We start from the raw sequence: 20,649 nt of genomic DNA, 5'->3' as shown, positions 1-20,649 counted from the left end.
ATAAGGACTTATTGTGAACAGCAGATGAACAGCTTGTTACAAAATCCATTCACCGCGCGCAATCATCTCTACTTTTCCGCCTACTTTAATGTAAAAAGCCTCTCCATCATAACTAGCTTTTACATACAGCAGTGAAGGTCTTCCGATTTCGTATCCTTGTTCTACACATATGTCAATAGCTTGCTGATTAAAATAACCGTATTTGACTAAATATGCTGCTAAACAGCCGTTGGCGCTGCCGGTTGCCGCATCTTCTGGAACGCCGTAATAATCAGCAAAATCTCGCACATTTACGTGATGATCTTGGTGATAGGTTTCCGGCGAAAAGACCATGATTGCTTTTGCTTCCGTATGTTCTATCAGCTTAAAATACTTTTCTTTGTCTACTTCTATCGATTTAGCCGCTGCTAACGATGTTAACGGGACAAGGATGACCGGCAGACCCGTGGATACTTCTTGAACGGGAAAACGCATATCGATATAAGTTTCATCAAGGTTTAACACGTCCGCCACCTGCTTTTTATCTAACACTTTCCCAAACGTCGGCCGACCTTGTGTCATCCACAGTACATCTTTTTGTTCATCATATGTAACAGGCGTAGGACCTGCTTTATAATGAAGAATAAGCTCCTCTGTATCTTTTTCTTCTAGTTCTTCTCGGATAAGATAAGCGGTACCGAGCGTCGGATGGCCTGCAAATGGTACTTCTTCATTAGGTGTAAAAATCCGCACGTCATATTCTCCTTTTTGCGGAGAAGCCGACGTAATGAACGTCGTTTCAGAGAAATTAATTTCTTTAGCCATTTGCTGCATCTCTTTGTCTGAAAGGCTTCCTGCGTCTTTAAAAACGGCGAGCTGATTTCCCGTATATTTTCTCTGTGCAAATACATCAACAATGGAATACTGAATAGTTTTCATTCCTGTGTTCCTTTCTAACGCAAATTTTTATGTACAAAATGGGTCATTACTTTTTTCTTTAAAGCCTCATATTGCTCCTCATTCGTATCCATAAACGCTTCTTCCCGACTGGATAAAATGTCTGCGTAATGGAGAGGCTCACGAAATTGTTCTTGTGTAAAATCATAGCGCTGTTCGTTGAGCTGATTATAGAAATGCCAGCCTTCTTTACACGGAGTTTTTAAAATATCTCCTCCTTTGATATCTTGAACGACAAGCGCGGTCACTCCGCACTGTCCTTTAGCAGGATTGTCAGCCGTCCACTTCGTGCTTGAATGAATTGACCACGATTGATGCAGGGCTTTCTTTAAACGATTCACGTTGGGGAAGCTCCTTTTTCTTCAAATCTACCATATTCTTCTTTTTTATGAAAGTTCTCATTAAAAAATTGACAGCGCAAATATTCTTACTTTAAAAATAATTTAAGGAAGAATAGAAAAATACTAGAAATAATGTATAATAATAGAGTCATTTTAGATGATAGATTATAACCAATGAAAGGTGTTTTAAAACAAATATTAAAGATGTAGTTCGCTACGGCGACGAAGCAATTACGCTTGAAATGTACAACGATCATCCAAAATGGACCTATATTAAAAAAGAAGGCCGTCATCACGTTGTACAATTTACCGGCTACGATTATACAGAAAAAGAGCATGTACGCATTGTGTTTAACGTTTATTTGGATAAACAAATTTACGAATGGAACAAAATTTACATCAACGGCAAAAAGTTAAATAAAAAAGATGCGGAAGACTATGAATACTGGATTGAAGACAGTTCAGCATATTAAAAAAGTCAGCAAAAAAAGAAAGGATGAGTGCTTGCTCTCCTTTCTTTTTTGTTTTATCTTAAAGCGTCAAAGGCAGCTTCACCGTCACCACTGTCCCGTTCTCATCACTTTCAATCGCAAGCGTACCGTTATGCTCGTTGATGATCGTTTTACAAATAGAAAGCCCTAACCCCATGCCTGTTCCATCTTTTGTTGAGAAAAACGGATTTCCTACTTTATTAATAATGGATAGCGGAATCCCAGAACCGGTATCTTGAATGTCAATAAGAGCCCAATCTTCCCATTCTTTGATAATAAGATTTACTTCCCCGTGTTTCTTTTTCTCCATTGCTTCAATGGCATTTTTCAAAAGATTCATAAACACTTGTCTCATTTGAGCAGGATCGATTGATACAAGCGGAATGGCTCCTTCTATTCTTACGTTCATTTCGACATTATACAGCGCAGCTTCACTTTTCAAGAAAGCAACGGTATCATGAATAACTTCTACAATCGATACGATTTCTTTTTTAGGCGCTGTTGGCTGCGTGACAAGCAAGAAGTTGTTAATAAGTTCATTCATACGATCCAGTTCATCAAGAACAATTTTTTGAAAAGGCTCTGCCTGCTCATTTTCATTAAATAAAAATTGAATAAAGCCGCGCACCGACTGCATCGGGTTTCGAATCTCATGCGCTAACCCTGCTGCTAGCTGCCCTACGAGTGCCAGCTTATCAAGCTGCAGAATTTTCTCTTCAATTTTCGGCAAAACAGCCGCTTGATTTTTATAAATAATATGAGACAAAATACCAGCCAGCCGGTTTAACCCTTGAATTTCACTTTCGCTAAACGGATAAGGATCCGGATCGACCGCACATAAGGTACCAAACATTCTCCCATCTTCTAGCACAATAGGTGTTCCTAAATAAGAACCTACCCGGGCACCATCAATGATGGCTAAATTAGACGTTCTAACATCGCGTTTTGTATTGGGAATAACAAGGGGTTCATCACACGTGACTAAGTTGCATACCGCAAGCTCTAACGGTAGCGTCAGTCCATCCTCTACAAGGCTTCCCCCTTCTTTATTAAAGGCTTTCATAACTGAAAATTGTTCGTCGAAAATCCCTACAAACAGCGTCCTGCTTCCGACTACTTCGCTGGCCATCTGCAATACATCCCAAACGGCTTTTTCATTGATGTTCCTCTCTTCCATTACCTTAGTCACCTACTATTTAAATATAGACTGTTCTATTCTCTTATTCTCATTATAAATTTTAAATGTACAAACGTATATCAAAATTTTAAGAACTCGTTTATTTCTTCTATTTTGTCATTAGGGTTAAGGATAGCTAAGACTTGATGATCTTCCCATATGCCATTAATATTTACATTTTTTCTAGCGATTCCTTCTCTATGAAACCCAGCTTTTTCGAGTACGCGCTGAGAAGGCACATTACGTGGCATGACGCCGGCTTCAATGCGGTGAAGATGCAGCTCTTCAAACGCATAGTCAACAAGTGCTTTTATGGCTTCTGTTGCGTACCCTTTCCCATTATGATGGTGATCTAAAAAATAGCCGATAACTGCGCTTTGTAAAGATCCCCGCATCACTTGAAAAAGACTAATGGTGCCAATTAATTTATTATTCTCTTTTTGAAAAAGACCAAAATAGTATTCTTGATCGTTTTTCCTATTCTCTTCGTGACGCTGAATTTTTTCTACTTGGCTCTCTAATGTATAAAAAGAATGCTCTCGACTCATAGAAAACTGCTTAAAAAAGTCTCGATTGTCCTTTTGCAATCGGAGGCTGTCGTGCGCATCGCTGGCAGTCAACGGGCGCAAATAAATAGTGTGACTTTCAATCATGTTATGTCTCTCCCTCTTTTACTTCTCAAAGAAAGTTGTGTAAAAAGAATGCTTCGTTAACATCTTCCATTTTCTCACATAGTAAGCGTTTCTTACTGTAATGTAAAGAACAAATCGCGCGGTTCTAATCTCTTTTTTGATTCTTTTGCTATGTGAAAGTGAAAAAATTACGCAAAAACCACCTGGAGAAATGACCAGGTGGTTTTATATATGAGATGGGGTGTACGTTCTGATTCACTGTGGATGGATATAATGCCTTACATTTCAAAACAGACTTCCTTATAGAAAAGAATGATATAAAAAATACTTCTTCTGAGATTTTTCTTTTATTTATATTTAACAGCCGCAGCCAAAGCCATAACCGCCGTAGCCGCCATACGGATAACCACCGTAACCGTATCCGTAACCGCCATAGCCATATGGTGATAACAGTGAGCCTGCTACTAGCCCACCTGCTAATCCTCCTAAAAATGGACCTCCAAAGCCAAAGCCGAATGGTCTGCCAAAACCATAACCAAACGGGCGTCCAAAACCAAACGGTCTGCCAAAGCCAAACGGCCTGCCAATAAACCTTTCATCTGCGTGTTGAAGTTGATGATCTTGAGAATACATAGTGGGTAAAAAATGCATTTCTGAATTCATAAGAGAAACCTCCGTTTTTTTGTTTTTTGCTTTCACCCAAGAATATGCATTTACCTATTCGCTGTCTTGGGCAAATATCTTGGTTATGCTGAAAATAAGGGAAAAGAATTACAAAAAAAAGCAAATGACTAAGTTTATATGAAAATGAGCTTGATTTGTCTTTAGTACCTAATACATACAAAAGAAGCGGTTCCTGACTTAGAAGGGTATACGGAAAGTACTAACATGTTTACTTCATCGTAAAAAACAAGAAGCCGAAGAAAAAATTCTTCGGCTTCTACTTCATTATGTACGCAGGCTAAGGAGGAAGTGGTATTAGCCTGCTTCGTTATAACATGGGGGCTCATATATGAGATCTTGGGATGATTCATCCTATGTAGAAAGTGAAAAAAAGTACCGTGTCCATCTTATTTTCTTATCTTTTTTTATTTTCATTGAAATCATTGGATATTTTTGGAGCACTTTTGCATTTCAGGCATATGTTAAAAATGTACTCAGAACTTGGAGGTGAACTATATGGGCTTCTATGGTGGCTGTGGTTATGGCGGTTACGGTTACGGCGGTGGCGGCTGCGGATTTGGCAGTGGCTTTGCTTTAATCATCGTATTATTCATTTTATTAATCATCATCGGCTGTGCTTGCTGGGGAGGATTTGGCGGTTGCTAATCATTAGAAATAATGATGACCAGCTTCATTTCCACTAATTTTTTACCAAAAGCTAGCTTTCCACTTTATTATGAAAAAGCAGTGTCCACATAATGGGCACTGTTTTTAAGTGTGCTCATAATGAGACTCACCACTGAGAAAAAACCACGGGCTTTTTAATCTACCGTTCCTTGTTTACGCCTTCTCATTACCTTATTTTTCTTGTTCATACTTCCCTTTCTTCTACATATTAATAGGTAAAAAGAGTAATTAAAAAGAGAGCCACTCTGCAACTCTCTTCCCGCTTTATGTACAAAATTATACAAACGATTTTTTCAAGACGACCCGCTGATCATTTACAGTATAGCCGTTTCTTTCATAAAAAGCCTGTGCAGCTCCTCCAGTCGCCGTCAAGAGATACAAGCTGTTGATATCGTGTCTTTGAAGTTCGTTCTCAAACCGGCTTAAGATAGCTGAACCATATCCTTTTCCTTGCACGCTTGCACTGACGCAAAGCTCGGCCACGTAAAAGGTCATACCGCTGTATGATTTTTTCGCGTGACCTGCAATCATGCCAATTAAATTTCCTTTGTCATAAAATAAATAGCCCATAAATTTAGGCGTGTTCAGTAAATCAGTCAGCCTTTCTTTAGCTGATTCTTCCGTCCATGGTTCATCCCAAGGCTTTTTTGTAAATACATCTAGATACAAGTCAATGCACTGCTGTATATTCTCTGCAGTGAGAGGTACTACTTTTTCGATCATTTTTACGCTTCCTTTTTTGTTTAGTTTGAAGGCTTGTTCACAATTCGCTCGTACATTTCCGGCAGGTGCTTAATTTTATAATCAATCGTCTCAAGCTTGTGATGGATTTCTTCGATTTCTTTTTGCACCGCTTTTTTATGGTCCATCAGCATTTGCAGACTTTTATCAAGCACGGCATTTTCAAGCGTACAGTTTTCAATAAGCGTTCGAATATCCTTGATTTGCATACCCGTGCTTTTTAAACAGCAAATTAAATCAATCCATTCAATATCTTGTTCTTTAAAAATACGATTTCCTGACGCTGTACGATCTAAAAATGGAAAAAGCCCTTCTTTATCATAATAGCGAATGGTATAAATTGTCACGTTCAATTTCTTCGCAACTTGTGAAATGGTATACGTCATACTGCTTCCTCCTACATCTTAACCTTCTCAGAAAAACATCATGATTTTGCCTTGACCTCTAGTTATCTCGAGGATTTATTCTTTTAGAGTCTTCTTCATTGCGCTTTTTATGCTGCAGACTTTTTGTACAAGCAGCAACATACATTCAACTCAGAAAGGATGATACGATGAATACTGCTCACATGATGCTTACCATTGTAATCGGCGGTTTTATTGCCTTTTTATTAGGTTTTGGCGTCACAAAAATAATTGAGCTGCTGCTAAATCTTTTTCTAGCTTAACCAGTAGTTCTTATCGTAAAACGCAGGTAACTCCGTTCTATGTTCGAACGGAGTTACCTGTTTTATTTTAGAGACTAAAGCGGTTAAGGCACCATGTTGCCAGCGGCTTTATAAATATCGTACCATTCTTGGCGTGTTAACTTGATTTCTGAACCTTTGCTTGCATCTTTCATACGTTGAATATTTGTCGTACCAAGTACTACTTGAATATTTGCAGGATGCGTTGTAATCCACGCAACGGCAATCGCTGTATTCGTCACGCTATATTTACTTGCGATGCGATCAATTACTTCGTTTAGCTTTCCAAATTTCTCTTTATCACCTAGGAAAGGACCTTCAAAAAATCCGTTTTGGAACGGCGACCATGCTTGAAGCGTGATATCGTTCAAACGGCAATATTCAAGCACGCTGCTGTCGCGGTTAACAGCTTGATCAATTCCCATGTTTAACGAAATACCAGAATCAATGATTGGCGTATGTGCGATGCTGAACTGCACTTGGTTTACGACAAGCTTTTGGTTAATATATTTTTCAAGCAGCTGAATTTGCGCTGGGTTGTGATTCGATACACCAAAGTGACGTACCTTTCCGCTGTTTTGCAGTTCGTTAAATGCTTCTGCTACTTCTTCAGGGTCCATTAGTGGATCTGGACGATGCAGTAATAAAAGATCTAAGTAATCTGTTTTTAAACGCTCTAAGCTGCCGTTAACAGAGTCTATGATATGCTTCTTTGAAAAGTCATAGTAATTTTCCGCTGCGTTAATGCCGCATTTGCTTTGAATCACCATTTTTTCACGAAGACTTGGGTTCATTTGTATAGCGTTTGCAAAATATTCTTCGCATTGCCCTACATAATCAGGACCGTAAATATCAGCATGATCAAAAAAGTTAATTTCTTCTTCCATCGCTGTGCGGATTAGCTTCTCTGCTTCTTGTAAAGAAAGCTCTGTTAAACGCATGTTTCCCATAATTAAATTTGATACGTGTAAGTCAGTATTAGCAATTGTATGATACTTCATGTAAAGCCCCTCCTTGAAATGATACTACTACAAGATAAACCATAGAGTTAACTCTAGGTCAAGCAGAAAGAATAAAAGATTTTGCAAGCAGCGGCGGTAAAACACCCTATCTTTTTTGGTAAAAAGATGAAATACTAGGTTGTGGTGTGATAAAAGTCACTGCCGCTTTGCATTTGATTTAGTAGTATATGTTACGTTCTTTTCTTCCTTTTTATCAAAGCTTATTTCATAGCAATACATTAATTTATCAGGCAAAGGAGTTTATCACCATGGAGAAAACGAAAACAAAACAATTTGAAATACATTATTCCGTTCTAAAAGATGAAGCCAAAATCAAAGGAACTTTTGTAGTAGAAGCTGCTAAAAACCGAGATGACGCATCAAGACTTGCTAAATTAAATGTCTCTACAAAAGAAAGAGTGTTTATTCAATATGTAAAGATTTTAAAAGTCAAACGAGTTTCTACAGATTCGGCGGCAAAGTGACATTGGTTTGCTTCTTCTTTTAGCAAGCCCCCATTTATGCTGAAAGTGTCGTCTCAGAAGATACTTGTTTCGTTCGTGTGAGTAATAAAACTAATCCAATAATACAAGCTGTGCCCATCCATTGATAAAAACCAAAAGGCTCTTTCAGCCAAACAACGGTTGTGATAACAGCGGCTAAAGGCTCTAAACTTCCAAGCAAACTCGTTTCTTTAGGTAAAAGACTTTGCAGACTTTCTACATAAAACCAAAAAGCAAGCATCGTGCCAAAAATAATGACAAATAAAATATATCCCCAGGTTATTGGTGATAAGCTTGACGCTTCCCAAGGAGGATGAATAAAGCTCATTGCGCTTCCCCCAATTACCATTGACCAGCCAACGATGACAAGCGAACTGTACTTTTTGATCAGCGGAACTGCATACAGCGTATAAAAAGCAGCCGCTACGCCTGACAGCACTCCCCAAACAACGGCAGATACAGGAACAGACAGCTGAGAAATAGAGCCGTTTGTTAATAAAAAAAAGCAGCCCCCCAGTGCCAGCAGAACAGTGATGACGTCTTGTCGCGTAAATATAGACTGCTTGCGCAAAAGCAAATAAATGATAATCATCACCGGTGATAAATACTGCAGCAGCGTAGCTACTGCTGCATTTCCATGCTTAATAGAAGCCATATACGTATACTGAACGGCGAGCATACCAGCTATGGCAAAAACGACGAGCTGAAAAGCTGACTTTCGGTTCTTCCATACTCCAAGTACGTGAGAACGATTCCTTTTTATACATGAAATCATTAGCAGCAAAAAACCCGCAGTGAGCAGCCGTACTGAAACAAGCCAGTCTACACTGATTTCAAATTCTTGAAAAAGCTTTTGAGCAACCGTTCCTCCCATCCCCCAACATATAGCTCCCGTTGTTACAAAAAAGAACCCTTTTTTTCTGCTGAGATCGTTCATCTTTCATCCCTCACTTTTATTATAAGAATAGTGTTATAATAAGTGAAAAACGGGGCAGAAAATACGCATATTGCATTAAAAAATATAAATATATTGAGGTGACCATGTATGCCAGCAGCACATTTTAAAATTGATGAAAACTTAAAAGAGCTAACGACCCATCGCACCGTTGAGCTGCCAGTAGCATGTTATCAAACAACGATCAGTGATCACATAAACGGCTACATCCCTCTTCACTGGCATGATGAGCTTCAATTTGTATTGGTTATAAAAGGTCATGCGTCTTTTCAAATAAATGAAAAAACAGTGACTGTAAAACAAGGCTACGGACTGTTTATTAACAGCGGATGTCTTCATATGACTGAAGACATAAACAAATCCGGCTGCGTGTACATTTGTTTAAATGTTTCTCCTCATTTTCTTGTGCCGCAAGAGCTTTTTACAAATTACGTTTATCCCTACATTCATGCAACGAATCTACCACATTTATTCATCAGTCCAAAGCAAGCGTGGGGGAATAACGTGTTAGAGTCTATACATAAGATATACACATGGATTCATAAGCAGCCGCATCACTATGAAATAGAGATTGCCTCTGCACTCAGCATACTGTGGAAAAATGTAATTCTTAACGGTTTGCAGCTGAAATACAATGAAAAAGAAATGATCAAAAATCAGCGGATGAAGCAAATGCTTAATTGGATTCATTTGCACTTTGCTGAAAAGATTACGCTCGATGATATTGCCAAAGCGGGACAATTAAGCCGTTCTGAATGCTGTCGATATTTCAAGAAAATGTTAAAAAAATCTCCTTTGACCTATGTATTAAACTATCGAATTCAGCAAAGCTTAGTTATGCTGCAGCAAGCAGAAGCAAATGTGACGGACGTCGCCTATCAAGTAGGATTTAATAGTACAAGCTATTTTATTAATCAGTTTCGAAAAGAAATGAAGATGACTCCGCTCATGTATCGAAAAAAGAAGCTGCATATCTCATCACATCACTAAAAAACGGCGGGGCACTCACCCCGCCGTTTTTTATGAACTCTTTTTACTCGTTGATTTTGCATCAGAAATCTTCCCTAAGAAGAATCCGTCTACTTCTGCTATTTTTCCTCTCCAAAAGATCTTTCCTTTTGAAGGAGTAGACTTACTGTCTCCACAGTAGATCTTTGTATTTTTCAAATGAATAAAATGGGCTTCTGCTTCTCCGTTTGATTCGCTCGCTTCGCTTGCTAAAGAGAATTGTTCGCTTAGCGCCTGAGCCACTTCACTGCCTTCTTCAAACGTTTCGCTTAAGTAATCAAAGTATTCTTTTGCTGAAATCATGGTACCGGAAATCACAGCGCCGTTTACATTTAATGAAATATCAAGTGAAAAGCCGTGTTTATTAGAAGCTTTCACAAAGTATTCAAGCGTATTGTCTTTAGTTGAAAAAGAAGGGCCTGTACTCATGTATTTCTTTCCTCCTTTACGTCTTAGGCTGTTGTATCGTCTTCACTAGAAAGAGATGTTGCGTCATCATCTTCTTCATCCGTGTTTTTCTTTGCTTTTGTATTTTTTGATTTTTTAGCTGTTGACTTTTTTGGTTTCGCTTCCTTTTTTTCTTCTTCACTTTCCTCTTCTTCGTCTTCTTCTTCTGTTTTTACTTTTTTATTTTTTTTGTTTGAACGAGAATCTTCCTCTTCTTCCTCGCTGTCTTCGTCACTTTCACTTTCTTCTTCCTCTTCTTGCTCCTCTTCTTTTTTGTTCTTTTTACGAGGCTTAGATGTTTCTTCTTCGTTTTCATCGTCCTGCTCGTTTTCTTCGTTCTCATCGTTCTCTTCTTCGTCAGAATCTGTATCTTCCGCTTCTTCATTTTGATTTTTATTGAGGCTAAGCTCAACAAGCATGTTCATTTTTTCTTCAAGCTGTGATAAACGGTCTTGAAGCGTTTGATTTTCTTCTTTTAACTCATCGTACTCTTGAACGTTATCGTCTTCTGTTTCGCTACTAGAAGAATTTACGTTTTCTTCATCATCTTTTGATTTATCTTTATCTTTTTTAAACAAGCTTCCCGCAGATGTTTTCAGGCTGGCCACGCTGCTTTTTGATTTTTCTTTTACCTTTGTTCCTAAATCAGATGCTTTGCTTTTTAATTCGTCTGTATCGATGCGGTCAAGAAGGCTTTTTCGATTTTCAGGAGTCGATACATATCCAATCGTTGCACCGATGATACCTCCTGCTACCGCTCGTTTGATTGGCCCGCTGCTTGTTGTTTTGCTTGCTTTTGAATCGTTCTTTTCTTTTGAACCGTTTTCCGTATTTTTGTTTTCCTTGTTTTCTGCCTGTGTGTTATCTAATTTTGTTTCAGTTGCCATTGTAAATCCCTCCATTTTTTAAGTAGCGTACAGTTTTTAACGTTCTGTTTCTATCTTTTCTTCAAGCGTTTTTAACCGCTCATGCAGCATTTTATTTTCTTCTTCGAGCGCTTTACTATTGGCTCCTTTTGAACTGAGATAGGGATCATTTTCCCACCAGTCCATGCCGATTTCTTTTGCTTTATCAACCGAAGCCACAATCAAGCGGATCTTTATCGTTAATAGCTCGACATCTGCAATTCCTACGGTGATGTCCCCCGCTATGACGACTCCTTTATCCAAAATCTTTTCGAGCACATCTACAATCGTACTTGACTGCATATTATGTTCGACTGCCATACTGTTCCTCCCACTGACCGCTTAAAGCAGGCTGCCTAGCGGTCCAAGATCAATATTTAAATCTTCTGCGTCCAGACCGAACACCTCTTTCAACTCGTCCATTTTTTCTTCTAAGTTCATTAGTGCAATTCCTAAGTTTTCAATTTGTTCGTCCGTCAACGTTCCACCCTCCACCCGCCTCATGGCATGACGTTCAACGATTTGCCTCAATAGCTCAATAACTGTCATCACAAGCTGCGCTAAGCCTTGTTCAGCTTTATCGGGATCCAAGTGGATTCGTCCATTTGCTTGGCTGACCGGTTGCATCCAGTAATTCCTCCTTTTGTTTATCAAATTGTTCAGAAGTGATGGGTTTGCGATTTCCTTCTTTTGCTTGCACAAGCGTTTCAACCGAAGAAATAAGCACCCGCAAATCCAAATACACTAAATCGACGCCGGCTATGGAAATGATTAAGTCTCCTTTAATGGCGACTCCTTTATCTAAAATGACATCTAAAATATCAATAAGAGCAATATCTTTATTCTCCATGGATTGTTTAAGAGACATAATGTTAATTCCTCACTTTACGCAAAGCTCGAGAAATGATAGGGTGGCCATGGTCCCGTCACTTCAAATTTCCAGCCTTTATTTTCAAGCTTTTGCTGAAGCTCTTCTATTTCGTTTACAAACTTAGTGATCTGCAGAGACGGAAGAAGAAACACGCTGTTCCACGCCATCTGTTCAGCTGCGCCCGTTACGTCCTTGCTCCAATTCTTTTTAACAGAGTCGTAAAGCGACAGTTCTTTTAGCTTGTCATGTATCTCTTCACACACTTTGTTTTTGTGAAGCTCTAATTCTCTTTCAATCAGCTGATCTATTTTTTTCTTTTCAAAAAACTGTCTTCCTGGTGACAATTCACTAATTTCTTCTTTTTTCGCTTTCACGCTTTCATTCGTTTCGCTGATTCCTTTTTTAAGCTCTTTATCATCACAGTAAATCTTCACGTTCCACTCTTCATTTCCTTGAAGCAGCGTCAGTGAATTCTCTAGCTTTTCTTTGTTAAGCTCAATAGCTGCCTGCAGACTTTCTTTACTTTTATAAATGGTGCAAAATTTTAATGGAATGATCGTAAATTCTTCGTACAAAGCGGCTACCGTTTCGTGATGATGAAATGCTTTTTCCTGCAGCCAGCTCATATCCTGCTCCATTTTTTCTTTAATCACTTCTTCTGAATAGGCGTCAGCATCCAGCTTAGAAACGACAGCCGTCACCTGATCAATCGTTATTGGGTACAGTGAATGTTCTCCGTCAAACCCTTTATAAGATGGAAACGGCTCTCTGGCTGCTGCTTCTTTTGTTGGAATTAAACCGTATAAATACAGTAATTCTCCCATCTAGGATTCCTCATTTCTTTTTTTTGTCAGCTCTTCCCATTGTTCAATTTCTCTGCGTTTCGCGATTTCGTACCTCATTAACAATTCATCTTCTTTTTCTTGAAACGCTTCTTCCGGAATTTCACCAAGCTCAAACATCATTTGAAGCTGAATGAGTTTTTGCTGAATCGTCGGAAGGTCATATAGCTGTTTATCAGCTTCTTCCTGTACTTTTTCGCCGATTTTCACTACAAGGTTAATAGGTGCGGTTACTAATTTGTGAAGCACGTTATTTCTCTTCTACTTTTAGGCGAATGTTCACAAAATTATAAGCAGGCCATGGACCGCTGTAATGAAAATCGGCTTTGTCTTTCCAGTTTTCATGCGCTTCATTCACTTTTTCATCAAACCTCGCTTCGTCTTCTCGGTTAATTAAGAAAGAAGCGTTTAAAAGCATCGTTTCGCCCGTTGGCTCATTTGCTTTTGCTGCTTCAGCTGCTTCTTCAAGCGGAGAAAACACATCTGTCTTGACTTCTTTTTGCAGGGAAGTAAACATCTTTTGAGCCATTCCTCCAAGCTGAATACGCTCATAATAACCGGCTGCTTCTGATTTTCCTTTTACGGATGCTGATACTTTTTCAAGTTCAGGATTTTCGTTTACTTTTTTCTCGAGCCATTCTTTTTTTCCAATTACTTTTAAACCAACTTCAATTTTTCCTTTGATGGCTGGAAACAGCTTTTCAAACTGCGGATAAAGGTTTTCTAAAAGAACTTTTACGTCTTCTTTTGATTTGAATACATTCCCAAAGCTGATTGGAATAACCGTATCATTTTTGTCCATAATCGCTGCTACTGCGTGTTGATGCATTAATAGATTTTGACGATTAGGATGATAAATTTTCATCGGCACTTCAGCTGCTACCATCGCCGCGTCTTTGTAGCGAATCAAAAACGTTTCAGCTTTTGTTCCTTCTACTTCTACCGATCCAAAATCTTCGTCTTTATCCGTTTGAATGGCGCTAAAAATATAAATGCCCGTTTCGTTTGTTTCACTCATGTTTTCAAGCTCCTTTACTTTTCTTCAGTGTCTATATTCTTACACTCTTCTAAAATGATTTTTTCGGCTTTGCTTTTTGCATTTTTCTCGTCTAAACATTTGGTAAGCGGATGATGCAGAATATCCATACATAACGTTTGAAAATCTTCATCATCTCCATCGATAGCAATGTCTTGCTGCGTAGCAAGGGTAGCGATCATAAGCGAAGCCCGCAGGCTAAGCCCGCTACTGTTTTCGTCTCCAGAGCGGTTTCGCACGTTTGCTACGAGCGTTACAATTGTGCGCGCTTCGTCTTCTTCTACATCCGTTTTCTCCGTTAAAATCGCTGTCTCTCTGTCGATGTCTTTATAATCAATAAACATAGTAATTAACCTGTCAAGAAGCGCATCTTGCGTATCATATACGCCAGCATACTCAGCTGGGTTGCTCGTGAAAATGACGCGGAAATCGGGATGCACGCGTACAAAAGGATCGGTCATTTTCACTCCATACAGCGGCAGCACGCCTTCTTCTAATATCGATAGAAAGATATTATTCGTCGCAGGCTTAGACCGAGTAAATTCGTCGTAAATCAGCGTATAGCCGTTTTTTACGGCTTCAAGCAACCGTCCATCCTGCCAGTTTTCACTTACTTGTTCATCTTTTTTATAAACAGAACGAACATACTGGTCGATTACTTTTTTGCTCGTATAGCCCGTAAAATCGCCAATTAAATCTTTGTTGTTGAGCTCGTGATTCCCGTGCATCAGCATCACAGGACGCTTTCTCTTTTTAGCAAGCGCTCGCGCTAAAGAGGTTTTACCTCCGCCGGCAGGACCTGTAAAATGAATGGAATAGCCGGATTTTAAATAGCTCAGCGCTCTTGAAAGAACCTCTTTTGTCTCGTCATCTTGTATAAAAGCTCCACTGCCTTTTTTCCTTTTGTCTGTTAAGACGGTCATTTTTACGTTCCTCCTGCCATCTTATCGTTTATGCTTCAATGCCAATGGCGCTTCTATATCTGACGTCGAGTCGTTTGAATGAAATGACTTCTTTTTCTTTATTTAAAAAGCACTCGTATGTTCCAAGCATTTCATCTTTGGCGTATTTTTTCATATATTCTCGTTCTTCAATGACTTCAACAATAACTCTCCAGCCTTCATCTTCAGTAACTTCCACCGAGGTAATTTTATGAGGAGGAGCTACGTTTTCAGCAAAAAAGTCGTTCACGGCTTGCATAATTTTTTTAATTTCCATCTTTAGTAGCCTCCAATAGTTAGATCTAAAAGCTGGAACCACCCTCAAAAAGGAAGGTTCCATACCACTTCATATTAAATACTAAAACGCGGCTGCCCTTCACTTGAATTTGAACGTTCAGGAAGGCCGTTTTCTTCTACGTCGTCACGAAGAAGCCCCACTGCTTCTGCATAGCGTAACCATGTATCAACACTGGCAATAACCACTCGTGCTTCAATTGTTAAAATTTCAATTCCTACAACAGACACTCTTGCAAACGCATCAATAACAATTCCTTTATCTAAAATACGGTCAATGACTTCTGCTAAACTTGAACTATTAGTACTTTTTTGAATAGACATATCCCATTTCTCCTTTCGCTTATGATCCCATTGTTTTTAAATCTGTAGATGATTTAATATCATTGGAACTTTTAATCTTAGTAGAGCTTTTAATATCCGTTGCTTTTTTAATCTGATTTACGCCTTTTATTTTCCGCTTGTTTTTTGACTTATCTTTATCGTCTGAAGAAGAAACTTTTTCTTGAAAGTCTTCTCCAGCTTCTTTTACATCGCTAAGCTTATCTTTTACTGATAATAAGACGTCTTGAAGCTTTTCTTTTGCGTCTTCTCCTTTGCCGTGTACCTTTTGGGCATTTTTTTCTTTCGTTTCCTGCAGTTTTTCTGACGCTTCATCCGCTTTTTCCTGCAGTTTCCCTTCGGTTTTTTCGACAAATTTTTCTTTCGCTTTTTCTTTAACCTTTTCTTCTACTTTCTCCTTAACAGGTTCAGGTGTGTGCTCAACTATTTTTTTTCCTGCTTTTAAGGCTGCTTTCTCCACATCTTTTTTATCCATGAAATTCCCCTTCAGGACGGATATCTTACTTCTTCGCGTCCATGAGTTTGTTTAGCATCTCTTCAATGCGCTGCAGCTGATCGTTCATATTTTTATTTTCTTCTTTTAACTCTTCGTACTGAGACGTTTCCATTTCTGCGCTTGCGCTGACTTCTTCCTGCGCATTTCCCTGTTCATTTGATGTTTCTTCTTTTTTCTTTTTAGGTGCCAGCAGCTTGCTTAAATTGTCTTTTTCAAGATAGCCTGTAGCCGTCTGTCTTAACGCTCCCATCGCTTGCTGCGTTAAAATATCCTGTGCGTTTCTTCTTAACTCTTGTCCTGTCGCACGTACAATTTCTGATTGTCCTAAGCGACTGAGTACTTTTTTACTCGTTTGCGGACTTGAAAGAAGTCCAATTCCCGCTCCTACTACGCCTCCTAAAATGGCAAGATTCAAAGAGTTTTGCGTTTTTTCTTCCTGCTGCTGATTTTCTTGTTTTTCACTTTGTACATTCTTATCAGTTGTTGACATGTTTCATCCTCTTTTCTCTTATTATTATTTATTTAATGAATTTTCTTACGATTAAAAGACTTAAAAACTAAGCCCTGCTCCTCGCTCCTCTGTTCGGCCAGGCAGCCCTTCTTCCTCTACTTTGTCGGTTAATAACCCGACCGCTTCTGCGTAGCGAAGCCACGTATCGACACTTGCAATAACGACTCGTGCTTCAATCGTTAAAATTTCAATTCCTACGAGTGATACTCGAGCAAAAGCATCGATGACAATTCCTTTGTCTAGAATTCGATCAATCACTTCTGCTAAACTTGAACTATCTGTACTTTTTTGAATACTCATTTTTTAGCAGCTCCTTTCGAGATTTAACTAAATGAATGATGCTACTAAACAACCTGCTTAACTTTTTTAGTAAACATACTTTTGAAATATACTTTTTAGCCCTCTTTCAAACATGAATAATTTGCTAAAAATTAATTCTTGAAAAATAATTAGAAAATTATTCTACTTCGTATAATAGTTTACAGTTAATTTATGGATGTATTTTGCGCGTAAATCCCGTTGTTAAAGCTTTTATTGAAACTAAAATTCCAAAATAAAACAATAAATACATTATTGTTACAATAATATTACATTATAATTTAAGGCATATTATCTTTCAGGTTACCCTCAAACACTTTGATATTTTTAACTATTATGGAATATTATTGTGCATGTAGTTCTCTTAAATAAAACCAGCGCATAAAAAAAGCTGCCGCACTGCGACAGCTTTCTCCTATACATAATAAGTTCTATAAAATCATTCCGGTTAAAGGCGCTTTCGGGTTTCCATCATGATCCCAGTCTTCTTTGTCTACTAAAACAAGCAGGCTGCCTTCTTTGACTGAATCATTATAGTGCTCGGCCTGCTGTTTTGGAATTCCCATACCGACTAAAATACCAGACAGACCTCCTACACTCGCACCAGCTGCTGCACCTGTTAATGTAGCTACAATCGGACCAGCCGCTACAATTGGGCCTATTCCCGGGATTGCAAGAGCTCCGGCACCTGCTAATATTCCGGTCAAGCTCCCTAACGTACCTCCGGTAAGCGCTCCAGTTGCTGCCCCTTCTGCTTTTGTATTCGTTTCTTTCTGAACTTTTTTGGTCTTTTTATGTTTACCGATAATAGATATTTCTTCTGATGCGTATCCTTCTTTTTTTAAATTCTCTACAGCATGAATTGCTTCTTGTTCCGTTTCATATACTCCCACAACATTCTTTGCTTTTGCTTCCATACTATCTCCTCCTCATTAATGTTGTGTGTACCCGGGAGCATGACTTTGAAACGTTTTAGAGAGTAAGAGGTCTTCTCTATTCTTAAATAAATGGCCCTACATCACTTTTCATTTAGTGACGTTTTTATTTAAAAATGAATGAACTCGCTCTTTTTTTAACCATATTCCTCCACAAGCAATGATGCATGCAGCCGTACTAAAAGCCAACGCGTAGCTCCGGAGCCAATCCACAAGGAGCCCAAACCAAATCGGTGCAAGCACAATGGCAAATTGATTGAGCGTTAACGCAATGCTTACCGTTAAACCGATAAAACGATCATCCGCTTTTTCTGCTATTAACACGATAAACAAACTAAACCAGCCAATTGCAAAAAAGCCGAGGCTAAAACAAAAAATAGTTAGTAGCCAAAAAGGCAAAGTAAATCCAATATAAGAAATAGCTATGATTAGTCCTACAGTCACCCAAACCGTCGCTTGCAAAGGTGTTCTTCGATTTCCGTTATACACATGATCGCTTAGCCAGGCTAAAGCAATTCTCCCAATCATTCCCCCTAACAGTGTGACGCTCAACAACATGCCCGCTGAAGCAAAATCCATCTTTATGGCTTTCGTTAAATAGCTTATAAAGTGCGCCACAATGATCATTTGAAGAGAAATCATTGAAACACCTACAAAGAATAAGGGATAGAGCGTTTTATCTTGAGAAATACGCATGATTTTTTGACGAAGCGTAAATGTTTCTTTTTTTTCTGGCGATGATGGGTATTCTCGATAGAATACTAAAAAAAGAAGACCTCCCCCGATAGCTGCCGCAGCCTGTATGAGAACAGCCCCATGCCACCCGTATTGATAAAACACCAGCGGTAATGCCGCGGAAGCAACAGCGCCTCCAATGGGAATTCCCGTTTGCCGAATCCCCATGGCAAGGCCTCTATGATGAGATGGAAACCACTTCACCACGGCTTTACTTCCTCCTGGCTGTGCTGTTCCATACCACACTCCTGCTGCGAGAAGTACGCCTGTTAGATACAAATAATGATCAACGCTATAGGCAAAAAGCATGCTTATCCCCAGCAAAATAGATCCTCCTCCTACAAGCCACCTTTCTCCATATCGATCCATCCAGTTTCCAAAGAACAGCATGGAAAAAATCGGACCAATTTGAACAGCTGATACGAGCAGTCCTGTTTGAAACTGCGATAAATCATATAGTCTTTGCCAAAGCGCTGCCAATGGTCCCGCGCCGTACGTGACAAACGTTGCACACGCCTGAGAAAGGGTGGCAATAAATAAAATCATCCACTTATAAGAAGCTTTTTGTCTGCTCATTTTCTCTCCTCCACCTTTACTTTCAGTGTAGAGTAGCGGTGATATCATGTAAAATAAGCAATAAAGATAAAAGTCATCAATAAAAATGATAGCTGAAGGAGGAGATTTGATGGATATAAAAGATTTGCTTGTTTTTACAACGGTAGCAGAAGAAAACAACATTTCAAAAGCTGCCAAAAGCTTAAGTTACGTGCAGTCGAATGTGACGATGCGAATTCAGCAATTAGAAGCGGAGCTGGGTACAAAGCTCTTCCAACGAAGCGGTAAAGGGGTAACGTTAACTTCCAGCGGAGAGCTGTTGCATCGTTATGCTGAACAAATTCTTCGTTTAACCAATGAAGCCACGGCAGCTGTGCAAAGCAGCTCGCACACGCCGATAGGACCTTTAAAAATAGGTGCAACTGAATCCACCGCGGCTCTTCGGCTGCCGCCTTTGCTTTCTACTTATTGCACTGCCTATCCTAATGTAGACTTCATCTTAGAAACACATACAACCGATGTTCTTATTCAACTGGTTTTAGAACGAAAACTTGAAGGCGCATTTGTGGCGGGCAGCTGTGACCATCCCGATCTAAACTCTTTATTTATTCGAGATGAAGAGCTTGTACTTGTGAGCCGCCATCCTCTTCCTTCTCTTTACAGCCTAAACGATATGAATTTATTAGCATTCAGCAGCGGATGCGCATATCGACATACGTTAGAAATGCTCATGACAAAAGATGGCGTGTTTCCAAAACGCATATTAGAATTTGGTACGATTGAAGCTATTATTGGGTGTGTAAAAGCAGGTATGGGCGTAGCTGTAATGATGAAATCCATTGTATCTAATCACGAACATTCATTAACGTTAACTCCGCTGCCGCAGCCATATAGAAAGGTTCCCACTTTTTTTATTACGCGAAAAGATGCCTTTGTATCGGCGGCTTTGCGTGAATTTTCTTCTCTTCTGACTGAACAGCTTTGCACAACAAAACCCTAAGAAAATAGGCGTTCTTAGGGTTTTGACTTAAGCCGTTGCCGGATTCTTTTTCACAAATTTCATAAACAATCCGCGAACTAAAGGTCCTATAATAAGAAGCTGAAGCGGATAGGCTACGATAAAGTTTTTCATAACGATCAGTGCATAGCTTGAAAGAAGCGGCTCTCCGTCTAAACCTTTCGTAAGTGACATCGTAATTAATCCGTATACAGACATGGAAAGCACCATTCCAATAACCATGCATGATGATAAAATCAACACGACTTTTAACTGTTTAGACTTATCAAACGGCAGTGAAAATGCTACTTTTTTTGCTACGGGACCTACTAAGAAAGTTTCGACAGCCATGGCAACTACAAATGTGATAACCAAGTTTAAAATACCTTCTGCAAGTGTGATATGCCCGATGACATCATTTATGAACATGTTATACATCGTCATCACAAGCACCATCCCTCCGCACATCATCATTCCAAAATACATACTTTCTTTTTTAGTTGTGGGCATATTCCTCATCCTTTTCATCTTTTTTACTTGGCTTAGTATAGCTTTTTATCTTCCTTCTTCGTAAGTGAACATTTTGTGAACATTCATCTAAAAA

At 39.1% G+C, this 20,649-nt stretch carries 31 protein-coding genes; 5 read left to right on the top strand and 26 right to left on the bottom strand.

The window, feature by feature from the left end; all coding sequences use genetic code 11:
* Positions 1-36: 36 nt before the first annotated feature.
* Both ACRPLQ_RS06230 and ACRPLQ_RS06225 read right to left on the bottom strand, forming a co-directional pair.
* Positions 37-918, bottom strand: a complete 882-nt coding sequence (locus ACRPLQ_RS06230; protein WP_432235801.1) for a PhzF family phenazine biosynthesis protein — start codon at positions 916-918, stop codon at positions 37-39.
* 14 nt (positions 919-932) lie between these two features.
* Positions 933-1,277 (bottom strand): YunG family protein, encoded by a 345-nt coding sequence (locus ACRPLQ_RS06225; protein WP_028414517.1) that lies wholly within the window; start codon positions 1,275-1,277, stop codon positions 933-935.
* A gap of 242 nt (positions 1,278-1,519) precedes the next feature.
* Between ACRPLQ_RS06225 and ACRPLQ_RS06220 the strand changes: the two genes are divergently transcribed.
* Complete coding sequence (locus ACRPLQ_RS06220) at positions 1,520-1,750, top strand: hypothetical protein (protein WP_321202021.1); 231 nt, start codon at positions 1,520-1,522, stop codon at positions 1,748-1,750.
* Between the two features lie 58 nt (positions 1,751-1,808).
* Here ACRPLQ_RS06220 and ACRPLQ_RS06215 read toward each other — a convergent pair whose 3' ends face one another.
* The 3 genes from ACRPLQ_RS06215 to ACRPLQ_RS06205 all read right to left on the bottom strand — a co-directional run bounded on the left by ACRPLQ_RS06215 (position 1,809) and on the right by ACRPLQ_RS06205 (position 4,240).
* A complete protein-coding gene (locus ACRPLQ_RS06215) occupies positions 1,809-2,945 on the bottom strand; it encodes a GAF domain-containing sensor histidine kinase (RefSeq protein ID WP_048019595.1) in 1,137 nt (378 codons plus the stop codon).
* Positions 2,946-3,025: 80 nt separating this feature from the next.
* Positions 3,026-3,598 (bottom strand): GNAT family N-acetyltransferase, encoded by a 573-nt coding sequence (locus ACRPLQ_RS06210; protein WP_028414520.1) that lies wholly within the window; start codon positions 3,596-3,598, stop codon positions 3,026-3,028.
* Positions 3,599-3,934: 336 nt separating this feature from the next.
* A complete protein-coding gene (locus tag ACRPLQ_RS06205) occupies positions 3,935-4,240 on the bottom strand; it encodes a hypothetical protein (RefSeq protein ID WP_165636468.1) in 306 nt (101 codons plus the stop codon).
* A gap of 516 nt (positions 4,241-4,756) precedes the next feature.
* Between ACRPLQ_RS06205 and yjcZ the strand changes: the two genes are divergently transcribed.
* Positions 4,757-4,906, top strand: a complete 150-nt coding sequence (yjcZ, locus tag ACRPLQ_RS06200) for a sporulation protein YjcZ (RefSeq protein ID WP_014459214.1) — start codon at positions 4,757-4,759, stop codon at positions 4,904-4,906.
* Positions 4,907-5,203: 297 nt separating this feature from the next.
* Here yjcZ and ACRPLQ_RS06195 read toward each other — a convergent pair whose 3' ends face one another.
* The 3 genes from ACRPLQ_RS06195 to ACRPLQ_RS06185 form a co-directional block, all read right to left on the bottom strand.
* Positions 5,204-5,650 (bottom strand): GNAT family N-acetyltransferase, encoded by a 447-nt coding sequence (locus ACRPLQ_RS06195; RefSeq protein ID WP_432235800.1) that lies wholly within the window; start codon positions 5,648-5,650, stop codon positions 5,204-5,206.
* 20 nt (positions 5,651-5,670) lie between these two features.
* Positions 5,671-6,054 (bottom strand): MerR family transcriptional regulator, encoded by a 384-nt coding sequence (locus ACRPLQ_RS06190; RefSeq protein ID WP_025751010.1) that lies wholly within the window; start codon positions 6,052-6,054, stop codon positions 5,671-5,673.
* Between the two features lie 364 nt (positions 6,055-6,418).
* A complete protein-coding gene (locus ACRPLQ_RS06185; RefSeq protein WP_028414523.1) occupies positions 6,419-7,354 on the bottom strand; it encodes an aldo/keto reductase in 936 nt (311 codons plus the stop codon).
* 269 nt (positions 7,355-7,623) lie between these two features.
* On the opposite strand from ACRPLQ_RS06185, the gene ACRPLQ_RS06180 reads away from it, so the two are divergent.
* Positions 7,624-7,839, top strand: a complete 216-nt coding sequence (locus ACRPLQ_RS06180) for a hypothetical protein (protein ID WP_028414524.1) — start codon at positions 7,624-7,626, stop codon at positions 7,837-7,839.
* A gap of 34 nt (positions 7,840-7,873) precedes the next feature.
* Here ACRPLQ_RS06180 and ACRPLQ_RS06175 read toward each other — a convergent pair whose 3' ends face one another.
* A complete protein-coding gene (locus ACRPLQ_RS06175; RefSeq protein WP_432235799.1) occupies positions 7,874-8,794 on the bottom strand; it encodes a DMT family transporter in 921 nt (306 codons plus the stop codon).
* Positions 8,795-8,902: 108 nt separating this feature from the next.
* On the opposite strand from ACRPLQ_RS06175, the gene ACRPLQ_RS06170 reads away from it, so the two are divergent.
* Positions 8,903-9,802 (top strand): AraC family transcriptional regulator, encoded by a 900-nt coding sequence (locus ACRPLQ_RS06170; protein ID WP_165636465.1) that lies wholly within the window; start codon positions 8,903-8,905, stop codon positions 9,800-9,802.
* A 30-nt stretch (positions 9,803-9,832) separates the two neighbouring features.
* On the opposite strand, the gene gvpU is transcribed toward ACRPLQ_RS06170, so the two are convergent.
* The 16 genes from gvpU to ACRPLQ_RS06090 all read right to left on the bottom strand — a co-directional run bounded on the left by gvpU (position 9,833) and on the right by ACRPLQ_RS06090 (position 19,069).
* Positions 9,833-10,249, bottom strand: a complete 417-nt coding sequence (gene gvpU, locus ACRPLQ_RS06165; protein WP_013057987.1) for a gas vesicle accessory protein GvpU — start codon at positions 10,247-10,249, stop codon at positions 9,833-9,835.
* A gap of 23 nt (positions 10,250-10,272) precedes the next feature.
* The gene (gvpT, locus tag ACRPLQ_RS06160; RefSeq protein WP_033580321.1) at positions 10,273-11,154 is read right to left on the bottom strand and encodes a YtxH domain-containing protein; all 882 of its coding nucleotides are present in this window, start codon (positions 11,152-11,154) and stop codon (positions 10,273-10,275) included.
* Between the two features lie 36 nt (positions 11,155-11,190).
* A complete protein-coding gene (gene gvpJ / locus ACRPLQ_RS06155) occupies positions 11,191-11,493 on the bottom strand; it encodes a gas vesicle protein (protein ID WP_028414528.1) in 303 nt (100 codons plus the stop codon).
* Positions 11,494-11,514: 21 nt separating this feature from the next.
* Positions 11,515-11,799, bottom strand: coding sequence for a gas vesicle protein K (locus ACRPLQ_RS06150; RefSeq protein WP_028414529.1), 285 nt, complete (start codon positions 11,797-11,799; stop codon positions 11,515-11,517).
* Positions 11,750-12,040: a gas vesicle protein gene (locus ACRPLQ_RS06145; RefSeq protein WP_028414530.1), complete on the bottom strand. Its 291-nt coding sequence runs from the start codon at positions 12,038-12,040 to the stop codon at positions 11,750-11,752. The genes ACRPLQ_RS06150 and ACRPLQ_RS06145 overlap by 50 nt, the downstream gene beginning before the upstream one ends.
* Before the next feature lie 17 nt (positions 12,041-12,057).
* A complete protein-coding gene (locus ACRPLQ_RS06140) occupies positions 12,058-12,867 on the bottom strand; it encodes a GvpL/GvpF family gas vesicle protein (protein ID WP_224980292.1) in 810 nt (269 codons plus the stop codon).
* Positions 12,868-13,134 (bottom strand): gas vesicle protein GvpG, encoded by a 267-nt coding sequence (locus tag ACRPLQ_RS06135; RefSeq protein ID WP_013084016.1) that lies wholly within the window; start codon positions 13,132-13,134, stop codon positions 12,868-12,870.
* A gap of 1 nt (position 13,135) precedes the next feature.
* Entirely contained in the window at positions 13,136-13,903 is a 768-nt protein-coding gene (locus ACRPLQ_RS06130; RefSeq protein WP_224980294.1) for a GvpL/GvpF family gas vesicle protein, read from the bottom strand.
* A gap of 14 nt (positions 13,904-13,917) precedes the next feature.
* Positions 13,918-14,844 (bottom strand): gas vesicle protein GvpN, encoded by a 927-nt coding sequence (gene gvpN, locus ACRPLQ_RS06125; protein WP_033580318.1) that lies wholly within the window; start codon positions 14,842-14,844, stop codon positions 13,918-13,920.
* 28 nt (positions 14,845-14,872) lie between these two features.
* The gene (gene gvpO / locus ACRPLQ_RS06120) at positions 14,873-15,139 is read right to left on the bottom strand and encodes a gas vesicle protein GvpO (RefSeq protein ID WP_033580317.1); all 267 of its coding nucleotides are present in this window, start codon (positions 15,137-15,139) and stop codon (positions 14,873-14,875) included.
* Positions 15,140-15,213: 74 nt separating this feature from the next.
* Entirely contained in the window at positions 15,214-15,480 is a 267-nt protein-coding gene (gene gvpJ / locus ACRPLQ_RS06115) for a gas vesicle structural protein GvpA (protein WP_013057997.1), read from the bottom strand.
* A gap of 19 nt (positions 15,481-15,499) precedes the next feature.
* On the bottom strand, positions 15,500-15,973 hold the full coding sequence (gene gvpQ, locus ACRPLQ_RS06110; protein WP_033580316.1) for a gas vesicle protein GvpQ: 474 nt from the start codon (positions 15,971-15,973) through the stop codon (positions 15,500-15,502).
* A 25-nt stretch (positions 15,974-15,998) separates the two neighbouring features.
* Positions 15,999-16,484: a GvpT/GvpP family gas vesicle accessory protein gene (gene gvpT / locus ACRPLQ_RS06105; RefSeq protein WP_033580315.1), complete on the bottom strand. Its 486-nt coding sequence runs from the start codon at positions 16,482-16,484 to the stop codon at positions 15,999-16,001.
* 60 nt (positions 16,485-16,544) lie between these two features.
* Positions 16,545-16,805, bottom strand: a complete 261-nt coding sequence (gene gvpA, locus ACRPLQ_RS06100; RefSeq protein WP_013058000.1) for a gas vesicle structural protein GvpA — start codon at positions 16,803-16,805, stop codon at positions 16,545-16,547.
* A gap of 449 nt (positions 16,806-17,254) precedes the next feature.
* Positions 17,255-17,740, bottom strand: coding sequence for a general stress protein (locus tag ACRPLQ_RS06095; RefSeq protein WP_033580314.1), 486 nt, complete (start codon positions 17,738-17,740; stop codon positions 17,255-17,257).
* 108 nt (positions 17,741-17,848) lie between these two features.
* Positions 17,849-19,069: an MFS transporter gene (locus ACRPLQ_RS06090; protein ID WP_165636463.1), complete on the bottom strand. Its 1,221-nt coding sequence runs from the start codon at positions 19,067-19,069 to the stop codon at positions 17,849-17,851.
* 109 nt (positions 19,070-19,178) lie between these two features.
* On the opposite strand from ACRPLQ_RS06090, the gene ACRPLQ_RS06085 reads away from it, so the two are divergent.
* Positions 19,179-20,048 (top strand): LysR family transcriptional regulator, encoded by an 870-nt coding sequence (locus tag ACRPLQ_RS06085; protein WP_432235798.1) that lies wholly within the window; start codon positions 19,179-19,181, stop codon positions 20,046-20,048.
* A 27-nt stretch (positions 20,049-20,075) separates the two neighbouring features.
* Here ACRPLQ_RS06085 and ACRPLQ_RS06080 read toward each other — a convergent pair whose 3' ends face one another.
* Positions 20,076-20,555, bottom strand: a complete 480-nt coding sequence (locus ACRPLQ_RS06080; protein WP_221817600.1) for a DUF2798 domain-containing protein — start codon at positions 20,553-20,555, stop codon at positions 20,076-20,078.
* Positions 20,556-20,649 lie beyond the last annotated feature (94 nt).

The sequence above is a fragment of the Priestia sp. TRN 1309 genome (assembly GCF_050846875.1).
GTDB lineage: Bacteria > Bacillota > Bacilli > Bacillales > Bacillaceae_H > Priestia > Priestia zanthoxyli.
The sequence above is the reverse complement of the archived record's forward strand: the minus strand, read 5'-3'. Positions and strand labels throughout refer to the sequence as shown.

Excerpts from the sequence above, each read along its gene's own strand:
- ACRPLQ_RS06210 (WP_028414520.1), bottom strand. The coding sequence starts at position 3,598 with ATGATTGAAAGTCACACTATTTATTTGCGCCCGTTGACTGCCAGCGAT.
- ACRPLQ_RS06190 (WP_025751010.1), bottom strand. The coding sequence starts at position 6,054 with ATGACGTATACCATTTCACAAGTTGCGAAGAAATTGAACGTGACAATT.
- gvpT (WP_033580315.1), bottom strand. The coding sequence starts at position 16,484 with ATGTCAACAACTGATAAGAATGTACAAAGTGAAAAACAAGAAAATCAG.
- yjcZ (WP_014459214.1), top strand. The coding sequence starts at position 4,757 with ATGGGCTTCTATGGTGGCTGTGGTTATGGCGGTTACGGTTACGGCGGT.
- ACRPLQ_RS06170 (WP_165636465.1), top strand. The coding sequence starts at position 8,903 with ATGCCAGCAGCACATTTTAAAATTGATGAAAACTTAAAAGAGCTAACG.
- gvpA (WP_013058000.1), bottom strand. The coding sequence starts at position 16,805 with ATGAGTATTCAAAAAAGTACAGATAGTTCAAGTTTAGCAGAAGTGATT.
- ACRPLQ_RS06185 (WP_028414523.1), bottom strand. The coding sequence starts at position 7,354 with ATGAAGTATCATACAATTGCTAATACTGACTTACACGTATCAAATTTA.
- ACRPLQ_RS06220 (WP_321202021.1), top strand. The coding sequence starts at position 1,520 with ATGTACAACGATCATCCAAAATGGACCTATATTAAAAAAGAAGGCCGT.
- gvpT (WP_033580321.1), bottom strand. The coding sequence starts at position 11,154 with ATGGCAACTGAAACAAAATTAGATAACACACAGGCAGAAAACAAGGAA.
- ACRPLQ_RS06145 (WP_028414530.1), bottom strand. The coding sequence starts at position 12,040 with ATGTCTCTTAAACAATCCATGGAGAATAAAGATATTGCTCTTATTGAT.
- ACRPLQ_RS06080 (WP_221817600.1), bottom strand. The coding sequence starts at position 20,555 with ATGCCCACAACTAAAAAAGAAAGTATGTATTTTGGAATGATGATGTGC.
- gvpO (WP_033580317.1), bottom strand. The coding sequence starts at position 15,139 with ATGGAAATTAAAAAAATTATGCAAGCCGTGAACGACTTTTTTGCTGAA.
- ACRPLQ_RS06085 (WP_432235798.1), top strand. The coding sequence starts at position 19,179 with ATGGATATAAAAGATTTGCTTGTTTTTACAACGGTAGCAGAAGAAAAC.
- ACRPLQ_RS06215 (WP_048019595.1), bottom strand. The coding sequence starts at position 2,945 with ATGGAAGAGAGGAACATCAATGAAAAAGCCGTTTGGGATGTATTGCAG.
- gvpJ (WP_013057997.1), bottom strand. The coding sequence starts at position 15,480 with ATGTCTATTCAAAAAAGTACTAATAGTTCAAGTTTAGCAGAAGTCATT.
- ACRPLQ_RS06090 (WP_165636463.1), bottom strand. The coding sequence starts at position 19,069 with ATGAGCAGACAAAAAGCTTCTTATAAGTGGATGATTTTATTTATTGCC.
- ACRPLQ_RS06205 (WP_165636468.1), bottom strand. The coding sequence starts at position 4,240 with ATGAATTCAGAAATGCATTTTTTACCCACTATGTATTCTCAAGATCAT.
- gvpQ (WP_033580316.1), bottom strand. The coding sequence starts at position 15,973 with ATGGATAAAAAAGATGTGGAGAAAGCAGCCTTAAAAGCAGGAAAAAAA.
- gvpJ (WP_028414528.1), bottom strand. The coding sequence starts at position 11,493 with ATGGCAGTCGAACATAATATGCAGTCAAGTACGATTGTAGATGTGCTC.
- ACRPLQ_RS06180 (WP_028414524.1), top strand. The coding sequence starts at position 7,624 with ATGGAGAAAACGAAAACAAAACAATTTGAAATACATTATTCCGTTCTA.
- ACRPLQ_RS06175 (WP_432235799.1), bottom strand. The coding sequence starts at position 8,794 with ATGAACGATCTCAGCAGAAAAAAAGGGTTCTTTTTTGTAACAACGGGA.
- gvpN (WP_033580318.1), bottom strand. The coding sequence starts at position 14,844 with ATGACCGTCTTAACAGACAAAAGGAAAAAAGGCAGTGGAGCTTTTATA.
- ACRPLQ_RS06095 (WP_033580314.1), bottom strand. The coding sequence starts at position 17,740 with ATGGAAGCAAAAGCAAAGAATGTTGTGGGAGTATATGAAACGGAACAA.
- ACRPLQ_RS06195 (WP_432235800.1), bottom strand. The coding sequence starts at position 5,650 with ATGATCGAAAAAGTAGTACCTCTCACTGCAGAGAATATACAGCAGTGC.
- ACRPLQ_RS06140 (WP_224980292.1), bottom strand. The coding sequence starts at position 12,867 with ATGGGAGAATTACTGTATTTATACGGTTTAATTCCAACAAAAGAAGCA.
- ACRPLQ_RS06130 (WP_224980294.1), bottom strand. The coding sequence starts at position 13,903 with ATGAGTGAAACAAACGAAACGGGCATTTATATTTTTAGCGCCATTCAA.
- ACRPLQ_RS06150 (WP_028414529.1), bottom strand. The coding sequence starts at position 11,799 with ATGCAACCGGTCAGCCAAGCAAATGGACGAATCCACTTGGATCCCGAT.
- gvpU (WP_013057987.1), bottom strand. The coding sequence starts at position 10,249 with ATGAGTACAGGCCCTTCTTTTTCAACTAAAGACAATACGCTTGAATAC.
- ACRPLQ_RS06230 (WP_432235801.1), bottom strand. The coding sequence starts at position 918 with ATGAAAACTATTCAGTATTCCATTGTTGATGTATTTGCACAGAGAAAA.